Origin of the sequence: Pseudomonas uvaldensis (assembly GCF_021271205.1) — a bacterium.
Taxonomy (GTDB): Bacteria; Pseudomonadota; Gammaproteobacteria; order Pseudomonadales; family Pseudomonadaceae; genus Aquipseudomonas; species Aquipseudomonas uvaldensis.
Genome location: NZ_JAIWKS010000009.1, coordinates 12,686 through 25,282, shown reverse-complemented (window position 1 = coordinate 25,282; position 12,597 = coordinate 12,686). Strand labels below are relative to the sequence as shown.

Sequence of the window (12,597 nt, the reverse complement as noted above, 5' to 3'; positions counted from 1 at the left end):
AGCGACTATCACTGGAAAAGAGAGAGCCTATCGTGACCCTTCGCACGTACCAGAACCACACGCCACGGCTGGGCCGGGGCGCTTTCGTCGACAGCACCGCAGTGGTGATCGGCGACGTTGAAATCGGCGAAGACAGCTCCGTCTGGCCGCTGACGGTCATCCGTGGCGACATGCACCGCATCCGTATCGGCGCCCGGACCAGCGTCCAGGATGGCTGCGTGTTGCACATCACCCATGCCGGACCGTTCAACCCCGATGGCTTCCCGCTATTGATCGGCGACGACGTGACCATCGCCCACAAGGTCATGCTCCATGGTTGCTCCGTCGGCAGCCGGGTGCTGATTGGCATGGGCAGCATTGTCATGGACGGCGCGGTGGTCGAGGACGACGTGATCATTGGCGCCGGCAGCCTCGTCCCGCCGGGCAAACGCCTGGAAAGCGGCTTCCTGTACGTGGGCAGCCCGGTGAAACAGGCCCGGCCGCTGACCGACAAAGAGCGGGCGTTTTTCACCTACAGTGCGGCGAACTATGTGAAGCTCAAGGATTTGCACTTGGCTGAAGGCTACGACCAGCCATAGGCCTGATGTTCATTTGAGGGCCTGTTCGTCACACACTTCATTTTGAGTCCTGGAACTGCCATGCATCACCCCACTGTACTGTTCGACCTCGACGGCACCCTCACCGATCCGCGCGAGGGCATCACCCGTTCGATCCAGTTCGCCTTGAGCAAACTGGGCATCGACGAGCCCGACCTCACCCGCCTCGAACACTTCATCGGCCCACCGCTGTTGCAGGCCTTCATGCAGTTCTACGATTTTGATGAAGCCAAGGCCTGGGAAGCGGTGAACTTCTACCGCGAACGATTCAAAGTCACCGGGCTGTATGAAAACCGCGTCTTCGACGGCGTGATGCCGCTGTTGGAAACCCTCGCAGGTCAAGGGCGGCAGCTGTACATCGCCACCTCCAAGCCTTGGGTCTTCGCCCGGGAAATCGCTCGCCACTTCGACTTTGCCCGGCATTTCAAAGTGATCTACGGCAGCGAACTGGACGGCACCCGCACCAACAAGGTCGAGCTGATCGCTCATCTGGTGGCTGAAGAAGGGCTCGACCCGGCGAACACACTGATGATCGGTGATCGCAAACACGACCTGATCGGCGCCCGTAGCAATGGCCTGGATGCGGCGGCGGTGGGGTATGGGTTTGGCAGTTATGAAGAGCTGAGCGCCGAGAACCCTGCGTTTCACTTCCAGACGGTGGATGAGTTGCATCAGGCGTTTCTGCGGGGTTAGTTACACCGTCATCGCGGGCAAGCCTTGCTCCCACAGAGTTTACCCCTCTTGGGCGCTGGCTCCATGGGAACAAAGCTCTTTAGGAGCAAGCTCTGTGGGAGCAAGGCTTGCCCGCGATGAGGCCCTTATGGCCGCCATCAGAGCCAACTCAAACCCATACCGCATCCCACAGCGGATAGTCCCCGATCCGTTTCACCAAACCCGCCCTCAGCGGATTTGCCACGATATACCTCGCAACAGTTTGCAAATCCTCCTCCTTACGAATGGCTCGATCGTGAAAGCCCTTCTGCCAAAGCGGCCCTTGACGTTGCATCAGTCGATTACAGGCTACGGTGGTCCGGGACTCCGTTCGTGCAAGCAATTTCGAAAGCTCTATCCCCTGAAGTTCAATTAGCCAATGGAAATGGTCTGGCATAACCACCCAGGCCAATGAGTGAGCAAATTGCTCTTGCTGAGCCTTTCGAAAAGCGTCGACCACCAGACGCCCCGTCTCGAAGCGATTGAAAACCGGATCGCGGTCCAGCGTAATCGCAGTCAGCAGGTAGATCTGGCCGGGCTGCGAATAGCGCCCGAACCGTAACCGATGGGAATGGGGCAATGTTGTCATGTCTGATCCTCCTTGATCTGGCTCCATCTCAAGGCTAGGACAGCAAGAGCGGATCGGATGTGGAATGTTGGAGCAGGATGTGTCTGGACTGGCCTCATCGCGGGCAAGCCTTGCTCCCACAGGGTTCTTCTCCCTGGAATATGAACAGGCAGTTGTTCATGCTGGATGCATTCCTGTGGGGTGCAGTTCACTCTGTGGGAGCAAGGCTTGCCCGCGATGAGGTCCCTCAGTCACCCACAGTCTTGAATTTTTTCCGGTCCTCATAAGCGCCGGCATCGACCAGTTCCTTTAAACCGCCTGCGTTGCCTCTTCCGCGGCGATGGCGGCTTGTACGCTTGGACGTGCTTCGACGCGCTCCATGAACGACGCCAGTTCCGGCCAGTCCTTGATCTCGATATTGAAGAACGGGAGCCACTTGAGCACGGTGAACAGGTAGGCATCGGCCAGGCCGAAGTCGCCCAGCAGGTAATTTTTGCCCAGCAGGCCTGTGTTCAGGTAATCCAGGCGCTTGAACAGTTTCTGCCGGAAAATTGCCTTGGCGGACTCGTGAATTTCGGTGTTGAACAACGGAGCGCTGCCGCTATGTATTTCTGTGGCGATGAAGTTCAACAGCTCCTGCAAGCGAGAGCGTTCCCAGGTGCCGTTGGCCGCTGCCAGGGAATTGCCGGGAACCAGATCCGCGAGGTACTGGATGATGGCCGGACCTTCGGTGAGCACTTCGCTGTTATCCAGCACCAGCGCAGCTACATAACCCTTTGGATTGATGTCACGTAAATCACGGCCGTCGGCGGTAGCCTTGGTCTTGTTGTTGACCCGCATCAGTTCGAAAGCCAACCCCAGTTCGCGCAGCACGATATGCGGAGACAGGGAGCAGGTCATTGGGGCGAAGTAGAGTTTCATGGAGAGCTCCTGGTTTAAGCCGTTGCGGCTGAAGAACGAAGCAAGGATCCGCGACCGACCTGACCTTTTGCAAAGGACTTGTCGAATGCTAGGTTATGACAAAATTTCATGAGTCTTTCGAAACCTGATGGTCGCCAGAATCCCCTCCCTCAATGGACTTAAAGCATTTGAGTCGGCTGCCCGGCATATGAGTTTTACCAAGGCCGCCGACGAGCTCAATGTCACGCAGACTGCGATTAGCCATCAGATCCGCCGGCTTGAAGATGAGCTGGGCGTTCGTCTGTTTCTTCGGCTCAAGGATGGGTTGGCATTGACCACTGAAGGCCAGGGATATTTTCCGGGCGTTCGCGCAGCGTTTCAGGAGTTGCGCTATTCCACGCAAATGCTGCACGAATCGAGCAACAACAGCACGTTGACCGTCAGTACGCTGGTTTCCCTGGCATCCAAGTGGCTATTACCGCGTTTGCCGTCCTTTCAGAAGGCATTTCCCGACATCGATGTTCGGCTGACGGCGTCCACCGAGTTGGTCGACTTCCGCAAGGGCGGGATCGACGCCGCGATCCGCTATGGTTCCGGCACCTGGAAAGGCATGCGGGCGGACTGGCTCATGTCCGATGAGATCTTCCCCGTGTGCAGTCCCAAGCTGCTGGCCAGTCCTGAGGCGTTGAAGAGTCCGGCCGATCTGGCCAGTCACACGCTGTTGCAGGTCAGCGGCATGACCAATAACGACTGGAGCAAATGGTTGAGCGCGGCAGGGCAACCGATGAAACTCGCCGAAGGCACACGACTGACCTTCGATCTGGCGATGATGGCCGTACAGGCCGCCATCGACGGGTTGGGGGTGTGCATCGGTCGCTCTACCTATGTCGATGACGATCTGAAAGCCGGGAGGCTGGTGGCGCCGTTCGACCTCAAGTTGAAGTCCGACCTGGGTTTCTATTTGGTGACGCCACTGGAATATGCCAACTCGAAAAAGATCGTGGCTTTTCGCAGTTGGTTAACGGGGCTGGTGCATTCGCCCGCGCCCTGAACAGCCCTGCCCTGTTAGTCCTTACAGGTGACACCCGGTTACACGGACGGTTAAATCAACGTCACTAAAGATTTCCGCTTCGCTGACTTGCAACCTGACTAGGGGCACCGGAAATGGACACCAAGAGATTCTGTTGGGTGGTGTTGCTCTTTGCGTTCTACCTGCAACCCACGCATGCCGATACGACGGTGCAACCCGCCGTTGCACCCGAGGGCGAAGTGCCCGCGGCGCCGGCGACAGAAGTGACGGCGCAGGTCTGGAACAAAAGCAAAGTACCTATCGTCGTCAGCCAGAAAGGTCGGGCCCAGGAGCCCATCGAGCCGACGCAGAGCTTTAAGAGCCTGAGTTATCCACAGGTCCCCATCAACATCATGATTCCGGAAAGCAGCCCTATCAAATACATCACCGTAACGGGCAAGCAGGGGGCTTGTACGGTGCCGGTTTGTATTTTCGTTCATTGAGGCGGCATCGAGGGACGTGATTCAGCCAGCGTCTTCAACGCCGCTTGGCGATTGTCGACCGGCAGCCGGCCGAGCTTTTCGACCTCGGCATAAAAGGCAATCCAGTCCCCGTTCACCCGCTTGAACAGCGCCGTGAACGCCGGCACCCGCCGGGTATATAAACCGAACGGCAACAACCGCGCGTTGTTGAGGGGCGCATAGACCCAGGCGTCGTAGCGTTTGTCGCCCGCCCACTGGCTATCGCGCAGTTGTCGATAATCGGCGCGCAGGCGTTCGAATTCCAGGGCCTTGCGTTGGCGCATCTGGTCGGCCGGCAGGGGCTGGGCGTAAAGCTGTTCCAGACGCTGGCGAGTGTCGAGGATAAGTTGGATGAATTGCTCGCTTTGGCGCCACCGCAAGCCCGTATCCGGCGCCAGGCCGCGGCTTGCACGCCATTGCCGTGTGCCTTCCTGTTCGACGAACGTGGCGAAGGACTCGTTGAATTCCGTGTCGTCCTTTACGTAGAAACGCTGGTGCGCCAGCTCGTGGAAAATCAGCGTCGCCAGGCGTTCGTCACCCCAATGCATCATCGAACTGAGGATCGGGTCGTTGAACCAGCCCAGGGTCGAGTACGCCTCTACGCCACCGATCGCCACGTCCATACCCTTCAAACGTTGCAACGCAGCCTCGCCACGGGCCGCGCCCTGGTTGTAGTAGCCGCGATAGGCAACGCAGCCTGCTATCGGGAAACAATGGTTTTGCGCTGCCAGGGAAAATTCCGGCGTGGCGAAGACATTCCAGACCACGAACGGTCGACCGATGTCTGCATACAGGCGATAGCTTTCATTGTCCGGCAGATGCAGGTGGACGCTGGCGAACGTCCGAGCTTCACGGGCCTGGGCCAGGTGGGCCCGTAATGCGGGATCGCGGGCGGGGTCGTCGATGACCTGGTCGATGGGTTCCCGAGCCTTCAGCAGTCGCAGTTGGCCATCGACAAGCTGGCTGTAGTAAGCGGCGCTGGAACAACCGTTGAGTAACAAAAGCAGCAGGCCTGGAAACAAAAACCGGAAAACACGGTCGAGTAACCGATGGCTTGAATGCGGCCTGATCAATTGCAATCACCTTGGGAAAAAGTCTGCCTACAAGACTATCCCGCCTGCCCGGAGCTTCGCTATGCGCGTCTTGATGCTGACGAGTGGCCTGTTGTTGCTGACCGGTTGTGCCGGTTTGCCTGACCCTGATCCATCGCAAGCGTGGATCGACCTTGGAAACCATCAAAACACGGCGCTGCAAGCGCTGGAAGTCGATGACAAGACCTCCGTTGACCGACGTTACTTCGAAGTCCAACCCGGCAGCCATGAACTGACGGTGCGTTACCAGTTTGCCGTAGAGCCCGGCAACATTGGTCCCAACGCCGAGCCGCTGTGGCGTGATTGCCGGTTGAATGTGAAGTTCAAGGACTTCAACGCAGGCCAGCGCTACCAGTTGCAGGCTGGCAACATTGGGTTCCGGCCCTGGGCCAAGCTCTATGATCAGCAGCGCAAAGTAGTGGGTCTGGCGACCCCGGCGGGCTGCCAGCAAAGCTGATCGGCGCTATGCTCAGGACCTGACTTCAGGAAACCACCATGCGCCTAAACATGCTGATACTTGCCTTCGTCTCCCTGGGCGGCTGTGCAACAAGCCCGTTACCCGAGGCAGACCCGAACATGGCCTGGGTAGAGTTCGCTATGCCAGCGCCGGGTGGCAAGGTATTGATGGCTGAAAGCCTGGACGGCCAGCGCTTGCGGGACGGGCGATTCTTCCAGGTTCCGCCCGGCAGCCATGAGCTGGAGGTCCGTTTTGACTTCGAGGTCATCAGCGGTGGTGGACTGGGCATGCAAGCCGAGCCGCAAGAGCGGATGTGCTACCTGCTAGTGCGTTACGATCAGTTCCAGGCCGGCCAGCGTTATCGGCTGGAAGCGCGCAACCTCGCGTTCACACCAAGTGCCCGGCTCTACAACGCCAAGCGAGAAGTCGTTGCAGAGGATCGTCGGGCCAACTGCCTGCCTTAGGCTCTGTACGAAAAGCCTTGATACTCGTTCATGCTGCGTTGAAAACTGCCTGACCTTCGTCTCAAGACTTTTCGTACAGAGCCTAGCGTTCAGCGATCGTTCTTCTGGTAGATGATTTTCTTCGTGCCGTTTTCGCAACTGCCCACCACCATGTTCCGGTCGTGGACTTCATCGTTGGTGACGATTTCCAGCGTGTAGGACGACACGTTGTTGGCCTGAATCTTCGCTTCGATTTCCTCTTTCAGCTCCTCGCAGGATTTGGGCGCCGCGAGAACCGATGTAGCCAATGCGCAACCCATGACCATCACGGCAAATCGTTTCATGCTCGACTTCCTCTTTGCAGCGCGCAACGCCTTTGCGCTGAAACTGCATGCATCATTCGACCATAAATGGGAGGTGGGGTGACAGGGGTAGATCGCAGCCTCCGGCAATGCTTGCGGGGGCTGCGATCTTCCTCATGGATTAGCTTTCGAGTGTGGCGTCCAGGGTGATGTTCGCATTCAACACTTTGGAAACCGGGCAACCTTCCTTGGCCTTTTTGCTCAATTCTTCGAATTGCGCCTGGGTGGCGCCGGGAATCTTCGCTTTCAGAATCAGCTTGACCGCCGTTATCGCAAAGCCGCCATCGACCTGATCCAAGGTCACTTCGGCCTGGGTGTCGATACGCTCGGCCTTGAGTCCGGCCTCGCCGAGGATCATCGAAAATGCCATGGAAAAGCAGCCCGCATGGGCCGCGCCAATCAGTTCTTCCGGGTTGGTGCCCCGACCGCCTTCGAAACGCGCCTTGAAGCCGTAAGGCGCTTCGCGCAGCACGCCGGTTTCCGTCGAGATGGAGCCGATACCGGTTTTCAGATCACCTTCCCAGTGAGCCGATGCTTTTTTGACAATAGCCATGTCTTCCTCCTCAAGAGCTGGCGCGAGGTAGTCGCGCCTGGGTGTTTTCCGCTGTCAGGGTTGTGAGGATAGACCGGCAAATAAAGTTCATCCTGTCGATTAGCTGACGAATTTAGTAGGAAAATTCGACGCGGCCATTGAAACTCGGGTATATGCCCACATTGCATGGAACACACCCATAGAAACGGCAGGCTTTTGCCCGTAGGAAAAGCCCGGAATGCCGTTGGAGATCCCAGCCGATGAAACAGCTGTCCGACGTGAAATTTTCGACCCTAGACCTTGTGCCTGTACGCGAGGACGGCGACGCCGCCCGGTCCCTGCGCAACTCACTGGACTTGGCGCAACACGTGGAGAAGTATGGCTACACCCGCTTCTGGGTGGCCGAGCACCACAACATGGATGGCATCGCCAGTTCCGCAACGGCCGTGTTGCTCAGTTACTTGGCGGGGGGCACGTCGACCATTCGCGTTGGCTCCGGGGGCGTGATGTTGCCCAACCATGCGCCGTTGGTGATCGCCGAACAGTTCGGCACCCTGGAAAGCCTTTATCCAGGCCGAATCGACCTGGGACTGGGGCGGGCTCCCGGGTCCGACCAGATGACCGCCCGGGCCTTGCGTCGCGAGCGCTCAGGCAGTGCGGACGATTTCCCCGATGACGTGGCCGAACTGATGCGTTATCTCGGCCCGCGTACTCCTGACCAGCGCATCATTGCCATGCCCGGCACCGGAACCAACGTGCCAGTCTGGCTGCTGGGGTCAAGCCTGTTCAGCGCGCAACTGGCCGGTGAGCGGGGCTTGCCCTACGCCTTCGCCTCTCATTTTGCCCCGCGCTACATGCACGAGGCGATCCGCATTTATCGAAATCACTTCCAACCGTCGGCGGTACTCGACAAGCCTTACGTAATGCTCGGGGTGCCGCTGGTGGCAGCGGACACGGACGAGCAGGCCGATTATCTGGCGACTTCGGTGTACCAGCGGATCCTGGCCCTGATCCGTGGTCAGAGCCTGGTGCAACGTCCGCCGGTCGAGACCATGAACGGCCTCTGGCTGCCCCACGAGAAAGACGCGGTGGGCGACTTCCTGGGGCTGGCGATGGTAGGTGGCCCGCAGAAAATCCGTGCCCGGCTCGAGGTGTTGATCGAGAAAACCCAGGCCGACGAGCTGATTTTTACCAGCGATCTGTATGAGCATACGGATCGCCTGCGCTCTTATGAACTGCTGGCGCAGGTCATGAAAGGCTGAATCGCGCCCATGAAAAAGCCGACGCATGCGTCGGCTTTTTCGTTTCTGGAGCATCACTTTTTGTAAACGATTTCTTTCGTGCCGCCCTCGCAGGTGCCGACGACGTCTCCGTCAGCTGCCGCACCCTTATCGACAATTTCCAGCGAATAATTTGGCACGCCCTTGGCATCCAGTTTCTCGGCGATTTCACTTTTCAGTTCTTCACAAGGCTTGCCGGCCGCAAATGCACCGCCCGCCAGGCTCAACAAGCCCAGGGCTACCATCAACTTTTTCATCGCTCGCACTCCTTGGTCGGATCGAATAAGGCAGGTATGGACAATCGTGACGCGCAGACAATAGCGCATCGCCATTCCCTATGGCACTCCGCCAGCGCGCAAGTTCATCGCGATCAGCTGTTTGCGATCCGGAACCCGACTTTGAGAGTCACTTGGAAGTGCGCCGCCCGGCCATTCTCGATGTGCCCACGGGTTTCGGTGACTTCAAACCATTCCAGATGCTTGAGACTTTTGCTGGCCTCGGCCAGGGCATTGTTGATGGCGTCTTCGATGCTGGTAGGAGACGAGCCGACCAGCTCGACCTTCTTGTACGTGTGGTGATCACTCATGACGTTCCTCCTGAGGTTGTCTGAAACAGACTAGCAGCGATTGTTCGCCTTACGTGTGTCGCTGTTTACGCTTTGAAAGTTCAGATTTACTGCACTTTCACAAACGGCTGGAGTCCCAACTTTCACACGCACTCAACCACTGCAGGAGAGAGCCACCATGGCAAGCACTTCGTTACGTAAAGCCTCGTTGCAAAGCATGGAAGCGGAGATCGAGAATCTGCTCAAGTCGTTGGAGACCCTGAAGGATGATACGTCGGACGAGTCGCGTAAGACCCTCAAGGCGCTCAAGGCCAATGCCGAGAACGCACTGAAACATTCCCGGCATCTGCTCAGCGATGCGTATGAAGAGGTCAAGGTGAAAACCCGCGAAACCGGGCTTGCTACCCGCGACTACGCTCAGGAACACCCGTGGACCACCGCCGGCGTAGCAGTGGGCGCCATTGGTTTGCTGGCTGCCTACTTGCTGTGCAAGCGCGGTCACTGAGTCGGCTGGCCCAGCTCGTGCCTGAGCCATTGGGCCAGTTGCCGGGCGCGGCCGTCCGCGGCGCGCTTGGGTAGCCACAACGCCAGTCGCGCCGGGGTTTCATCGAAGCCCCAAGGCGCGACCAGGCGGCCGGCGCGCAGGTCTTCGGCTACCAATGGCTCGGGAGCGATGGCCACACCCAACCCTGCGACAGCGGCCTCCAGCAAATAATACAAATGCTCAAAGCCTTGGCCTGACTTCAGTTCTTGGGGATCGAGGTCGTTTTGCCGTGCCCAGGTTGGCCATGCTTGGGGGCGGGACATGGTGTGCAGCAGTGGTTCCCCCAGCAACGCATCGGCTGGTGCGCTTTTCAGGCGCACGAATCCGGCATAACGCGGGCTCATGACCGGACCGATCCGTTCGCCGACCAGCTCATACACTTGCATATCCGCCGGCCACGGAGGCTCGGCAAACACCAGCAGCGCGTCCAGCCCCGGTCGTCTGGGATCAAGGTCGCCCTCTCCGGCGGACAGGTGCAGGCGCAAGTCCGGCAGATCCGCATTGAGCCGGCCCAGGCGCGGAATGAACCAGCGTGCCAGCAGGCTGCCCGAGCAGCCCAGCACGAACGGCGAGTTAGCCGTGCTTTGGCTCAGCTCCGCGCAAGCGCTGCGTAACTGATCGAAAGCCTCGGCGCTGGCATCACGCAGCCGCAAGCCGGCATCTGTGAGTTTCAGGCCGCGACCGTCCTTGGCGAACAGACTGACGCCCAAATGCTCCTCAAGCACCTTCAGTTGACGGCTGACGGCACCGTGGGTGACATGCAGTTGTTCCGCCGCCTGGCTTACGCTGTTCAGGCGGGCGGTCGCTTCGAAGGCGCGCAGGGCATTGAGCGGTGGAAGATCGTGGCTCATCTGATATGTGAGTTTTCCTGACAGGTTATGGCGATCTTATCGGTTTTCAGGGGCGAGTGTCAGGGGTAGAGTGACCTTCATTGTCCTTGTGAGCATTTTGCCTGGAGCGCCCGATGACCCAGTCTACGACCCCCTTCAATCTGCGCAGTGGCCCTGACGCCAACGGCCTGTTCGGCGCATTCGGTGGCCGCTATGTGGCCGAAACCCTGATGCCGTTGATCCTCGATCTGGCCCGTGAATATGAGGTGGCGAAGGAAGATCCTGCCTTCATCGAGGAGCTTGCCTACTTCCAGCGTGACTACGTCGGTCGCCCAAGCCCGCTCTATTTCGCCGAGCGCCTGACCGAATACTGCGGCGGTGCCAAGATCTACCTCAAGCGCGAGGAGCTGAACCACACTGGCGCCCACAAGATCAACAACTGCATCGGTCAGATCCTGCTGGCGCGGCGCATGGGCAAGAAACGCATCATCGCCGAGACCGGCGCCGGCATGCACGGCGTGGCGACCGCTACCGTGGCCGCGCGTTTTGGTCTGGATTGCGTGATCTACATGGGCACCACCGACATCGAGCGCCAGCAGGCCAACGTGTTTCGCATGAAGCTGCTGGGTGCCGAAGTGATCCCGGTGGTCGCCGGTACCGGCACGCTGAAGGATGCGATGAACGAGGCCTTGCGTGACTGGGTTACCAACGTCGACAGCACGTTCTATCTGATTGGCACCGTGGCCGGCCCGCACCCGTACCCGGCCATGGTTCGCGACTTCCAGGCCGTGATTGGCAAGGAAACCCGCGATCAGTTGCAAGCCCAGGAAGGTCGTCTGCCCGATAGCCTGGTGGCCTGCATCGGCGGCGGTTCCAATGCCATGGGCCTGTTCCATCCGTTCCTGGACGATAAAAGCGTCGAAATCATCGGCGTCGAAGCGGCGGGCTACGGCATCGAGACTGGCAAGCACGCCGCCAGCCTGAACGGTGGCGTGCCTGGCGTGCTGCATGGCAACCGCACGTTCCTGTTGCAGGACGAAGATGGCCAGATCATCGACGCCCATTCGATTTCCGCCGGCCTCGACTACCCGGGCATCGGCCCGGAACACGCCTGGTTGCATGACATCGGCCGTGTCCAGTACACCTCGATCACCGATGCCGAAGCCCTTGATGCGTTCCATAAATGCTGCCGCCTGGAGGGGATCATTCCTGCCCTGGAAAGCTCCCATGCCCTGGCAGAAGTGTTCAAACGCGCCCCGAATCTGCCGAAGGACCATTTGATGGTGGTCAACCTGTCCGGCCGTGGCGACAAAGACATGCAAACCGTGATGCATCACATGGAACAGTCCCAGCAGGAGAAACATTGATGAGCCGCCTGCAAACCCGTTTTGCCGAACTCAAGGAACAGAACCGCGCCGCCCTGGTGACCTTCGTCACCGCCGGTGACCCGGACTACGACACCTCACTGGCGATTCTCAAGGGCCTGCCGGCGGCCGGTGCCGATGTGATCGAGTTGGGCATGCCGTTTACCGATCCGATGGCCGACGGTCCGGCGATCCAGTTGGCTAACATTCGTGCGCTGGGCGCGCGGCAGAACCTGGCGAAAACCCTGCAGATGGTTCGCGAGTTCCGCCAGGACAACACCGAAACACCGCTGGTGCTGATGGGTTACTTCAACCCGATCCATCGGTATGGGGTGCAGCGTTTCATTGGCGAGGCGCTGGACGCTGGCGTCGATGGCTTGATCGTCGTGGACATGCCGCCCGAGCACAACAGCGAGCTGTGCGAACCGGCCCAGGCTGCTGGCCTGGATTTCATTCGCCTGACTACTCCGACCACTGATGATGCGCGGTTGCCGACCGTGCTCGATGGTAGCTCGGGCTTTGTGTACTACGTGTCGGTGGCGGGTGTGACCGGCGCCGGTGCCGCGACGCTGGAGCATGTGGAAGAAGCCGTGGCGCGTCTGCGTCGCCATACCGACCTGCCGATCAGCATCGGTTTCGGCATCCGCACGCCGGAGCAGGCTGCCGCGATTGCACGGTTGGCTGACGGAGTGGTGGTGGGCTCGGCGTTGATCGACCATATCGCCAGTGCCGACACGCCAGCGCAGGCGATCGACGGGGTGTTGAGCCTGTGCTCCGCTTTGGCGGAGGGCGTGCGCAAGGCTCGCATCTGATCGAGCTGTACA

General features: G+C 59.3%; 18 protein-coding genes. 10 read left to right on the top strand and 8 right to left on the bottom strand.

Going from position 1 to position 12,597, the window contains the following annotated elements:
- The first annotated feature begins 32 nt into the window (after positions 1–32).
- Positions 33–578 (top strand): gamma carbonic anhydrase family protein, encoded by a 546-nt coding sequence (locus LCU97_RS19900; RefSeq protein WP_053149557.1) that lies wholly within the window; start codon positions 33–35, stop codon positions 576–578.
- Positions 579–638: 60 nt separating this feature from the next.
- Complete coding sequence (locus LCU97_RS19895) at positions 639–1,289, top strand: HAD family hydrolase (protein WP_232777550.1); 651 nt, start codon at positions 639–641, stop codon at positions 1,287–1,289.
- Positions 1,290–1,437: 148 nt separating this feature from the next.
- Here LCU97_RS19895 and LCU97_RS19890 read toward each other — a convergent pair whose 3' ends face one another.
- The gene (locus LCU97_RS19890; protein ID WP_232777549.1) at positions 1,438–1,896 is read right to left on the bottom strand and encodes an REP-associated tyrosine transposase; all 459 of its coding nucleotides are present in this window, start codon (positions 1,894–1,896) and stop codon (positions 1,438–1,440) included.
- Between the two features lie 288 nt (positions 1,897–2,184).
- Positions 2,185–2,796 carry a glutathione transferase GstA gene (gene gstA, locus LCU97_RS19885; RefSeq protein WP_053149566.1) on the bottom strand — a complete coding sequence of 204 codons (612 nt, stop codon included), beginning with the start codon at positions 2,794–2,796 and terminating at the stop codon, positions 2,185–2,187.
- A gap of 127 nt (positions 2,797–2,923) precedes the next feature.
- Between gstA and LCU97_RS19880 the strand changes: the two genes are divergently transcribed.
- Both LCU97_RS19880 and LCU97_RS19875 read left to right on the top strand, forming a co-directional pair.
- Complete coding sequence (locus tag LCU97_RS19880; protein ID WP_232777548.1) at positions 2,924–3,826, top strand: transcriptional regulator GcvA; 903 nt, start codon at positions 2,924–2,926, stop codon at positions 3,824–3,826.
- 113 nt (positions 3,827–3,939) lie between these two features.
- Positions 3,940–4,287, top strand: a complete 348-nt coding sequence (locus LCU97_RS19875; protein WP_232777547.1) for a hypothetical protein — start codon at positions 3,940–3,942, stop codon at positions 4,285–4,287.
- Here LCU97_RS19875 and LCU97_RS19870 read toward each other — a convergent pair.
- Positions 4,281–5,378: an aminopeptidase gene (locus LCU97_RS19870; protein ID WP_232777546.1), complete on the bottom strand. Its 1,098-nt coding sequence runs from the start codon at positions 5,376–5,378 to the stop codon at positions 4,281–4,283. The two genes, LCU97_RS19875 and LCU97_RS19870, sit on opposite strands and share 7 nt — an antisense overlap.
- Before the next feature lie 61 nt (positions 5,379–5,439).
- Here LCU97_RS19870 and LCU97_RS19865 point away from each other — a divergent pair, with 61 nt between their 5' ends.
- Together LCU97_RS19865 and LCU97_RS19860 are read left to right on the top strand one after the other, a co-directional pair.
- Entirely contained in the window at positions 5,440–5,853 is a 414-nt protein-coding gene (locus LCU97_RS19865) for a PA0061/PA0062 family lipoprotein (RefSeq protein WP_053149575.1), read from the top strand.
- A gap of 38 nt (positions 5,854–5,891) precedes the next feature.
- The gene (locus tag LCU97_RS19860; RefSeq protein WP_053149583.1) at positions 5,892–6,317 is read left to right on the top strand and encodes a PA0061/PA0062 family lipoprotein; all 426 of its coding nucleotides are present in this window, start codon (positions 5,892–5,894) and stop codon (positions 6,315–6,317) included.
- A gap of 89 nt (positions 6,318–6,406) precedes the next feature.
- On the opposite strand, the gene LCU97_RS19855 is transcribed toward LCU97_RS19860, so the two are convergent.
- Together LCU97_RS19855 and LCU97_RS19850 are read right to left on the bottom strand one after the other, a co-directional pair.
- Positions 6,407–6,640: a DUF1161 domain-containing protein gene (locus LCU97_RS19855; RefSeq protein ID WP_053149585.1), complete on the bottom strand. Its 234-nt coding sequence runs from the start codon at positions 6,638–6,640 to the stop codon at positions 6,407–6,409.
- A 139-nt stretch (positions 6,641–6,779) separates the two neighbouring features.
- Entirely contained in the window at positions 6,780–7,211 is a 432-nt protein-coding gene (locus LCU97_RS19850) for an OsmC family protein (protein ID WP_232777545.1), read from the bottom strand.
- Positions 7,212–7,450: 239 nt separating this feature from the next.
- Here LCU97_RS19850 and LCU97_RS19845 point away from each other — a divergent pair, with 239 nt between their 5' ends.
- Entirely contained in the window at positions 7,451–8,452 is a 1,002-nt protein-coding gene (locus tag LCU97_RS19845; RefSeq protein ID WP_053149596.1) for an LLM class flavin-dependent oxidoreductase, read from the top strand.
- A 53-nt stretch (positions 8,453–8,505) separates the two neighbouring features.
- On the opposite strand, the gene LCU97_RS19840 is transcribed toward LCU97_RS19845, so the two are convergent.
- Positions 8,506–8,727, bottom strand: a complete 222-nt coding sequence (locus LCU97_RS19840) for a DUF1161 domain-containing protein (protein WP_232777544.1) — start codon at positions 8,725–8,727, stop codon at positions 8,506–8,508.
- Positions 8,728–8,840: 113 nt separating this feature from the next.
- On the bottom strand, positions 8,841–9,056 hold the full coding sequence (locus LCU97_RS19835) for a dodecin (RefSeq protein ID WP_053149602.1): 216 nt from the start codon (positions 9,054–9,056) through the stop codon (positions 8,841–8,843).
- A gap of 157 nt (positions 9,057–9,213) precedes the next feature.
- On the opposite strand from LCU97_RS19835, the gene LCU97_RS19830 reads away from it, so the two are divergent.
- A complete protein-coding gene (locus LCU97_RS19830; RefSeq protein ID WP_232777543.1) occupies positions 9,214–9,540 on the top strand; it encodes a DUF883 family protein in 327 nt (108 codons plus the stop codon).
- On the opposite strand, the gene LCU97_RS19825 is transcribed toward LCU97_RS19830, so the two are convergent.
- A complete protein-coding gene (locus tag LCU97_RS19825) occupies positions 9,534–10,430 on the bottom strand; it encodes a LysR family transcriptional regulator (protein WP_232777542.1) in 897 nt (298 codons plus the stop codon). The genes LCU97_RS19830 and LCU97_RS19825 overlap by 7 nt on opposite strands.
- A gap of 113 nt (positions 10,431–10,543) precedes the next feature.
- Here LCU97_RS19825 and trpB point away from each other — a divergent pair, with 113 nt between their 5' ends.
- Positions 10,544–11,776 (top strand): tryptophan synthase subunit beta, encoded by a 1,233-nt coding sequence (trpB, locus tag LCU97_RS19820; protein ID WP_053149612.1) that lies wholly within the window; start codon positions 10,544–10,546, stop codon positions 11,774–11,776.
- Entirely contained in the window at positions 11,776–12,585 is an 810-nt protein-coding gene (trpA, locus tag LCU97_RS19815; protein WP_053149616.1) for a tryptophan synthase subunit alpha, read from the top strand. Before trpB ends, trpA begins: the two co-directional genes overlap by 1 nt.
- Positions 12,586–12,597: the final 12 nt, after the last annotated feature.

What these genes read in the sequence shown, in the direction of transcription:
- LCU97_RS19895 (WP_232777550.1), top strand. Translation starts at nt 639, where the DNA reads ATGCATCACCCCACTGTACTGTTCGACCTCGACGGCACCCTCACCGAT.
- LCU97_RS19890 (WP_232777549.1), bottom strand. Translation starts at nt 1,896, where the DNA reads ATGACAACATTGCCCCATTCCCATCGGTTACGGTTCGGGCGCTATTCG.
- gstA (WP_053149566.1), bottom strand. Translation starts at nt 2,796, where the DNA reads ATGAAACTCTACTTCGCCCCAATGACCTGCTCCCTGTCTCCGCATATC.
- LCU97_RS19880 (WP_232777548.1), top strand. Translation starts at nt 2,924, where the DNA reads ATGGTCGCCAGAATCCCCTCCCTCAATGGACTTAAAGCATTTGAGTCG.
- LCU97_RS19875 (WP_232777547.1), top strand. Translation starts at nt 3,940, where the DNA reads ATGGACACCAAGAGATTCTGTTGGGTGGTGTTGCTCTTTGCGTTCTAC.
- LCU97_RS19865 (WP_053149575.1), top strand. Translation starts at nt 5,440, where the DNA reads ATGCGCGTCTTGATGCTGACGAGTGGCCTGTTGTTGCTGACCGGTTGT.
- LCU97_RS19860 (WP_053149583.1), top strand. Translation starts at nt 5,892, where the DNA reads ATGCGCCTAAACATGCTGATACTTGCCTTCGTCTCCCTGGGCGGCTGT.
- LCU97_RS19855 (WP_053149585.1), bottom strand. Translation starts at nt 6,640, where the DNA reads ATGAAACGATTTGCCGTGATGGTCATGGGTTGCGCATTGGCTACATCG.
- LCU97_RS19850 (WP_232777545.1), bottom strand. Translation starts at nt 7,211, where the DNA reads ATGGCTATTGTCAAAAAAGCATCGGCTCACTGGGAAGGTGATCTGAAA.
- LCU97_RS19845 (WP_053149596.1), top strand. Translation starts at nt 7,451, where the DNA reads ATGAAACAGCTGTCCGACGTGAAATTTTCGACCCTAGACCTTGTGCCT.
- LCU97_RS19840 (WP_232777544.1), bottom strand. Translation starts at nt 8,727, where the DNA reads ATGAAAAAGTTGATGGTAGCCCTGGGCTTGTTGAGCCTGGCGGGCGGT.
- LCU97_RS19835 (WP_053149602.1), bottom strand. Translation starts at nt 9,056, where the DNA reads ATGAGTGATCACCACACGTACAAGAAGGTCGAGCTGGTCGGCTCGTCT.
- LCU97_RS19830 (WP_232777543.1), top strand. Translation starts at nt 9,214, where the DNA reads ATGGCAAGCACTTCGTTACGTAAAGCCTCGTTGCAAAGCATGGAAGCG.
- LCU97_RS19825 (WP_232777542.1), bottom strand. Translation starts at nt 10,430, where the DNA reads ATGAGCCACGATCTTCCACCGCTCAATGCCCTGCGCGCCTTCGAAGCG.
- trpB (WP_053149612.1), top strand. Translation starts at nt 10,544, where the DNA reads ATGACCCAGTCTACGACCCCCTTCAATCTGCGCAGTGGCCCTGACGCC.
- trpA (WP_053149616.1), top strand. Translation starts at nt 11,776, where the DNA reads ATGAGCCGCCTGCAAACCCGTTTTGCCGAACTCAAGGAACAGAACCGC.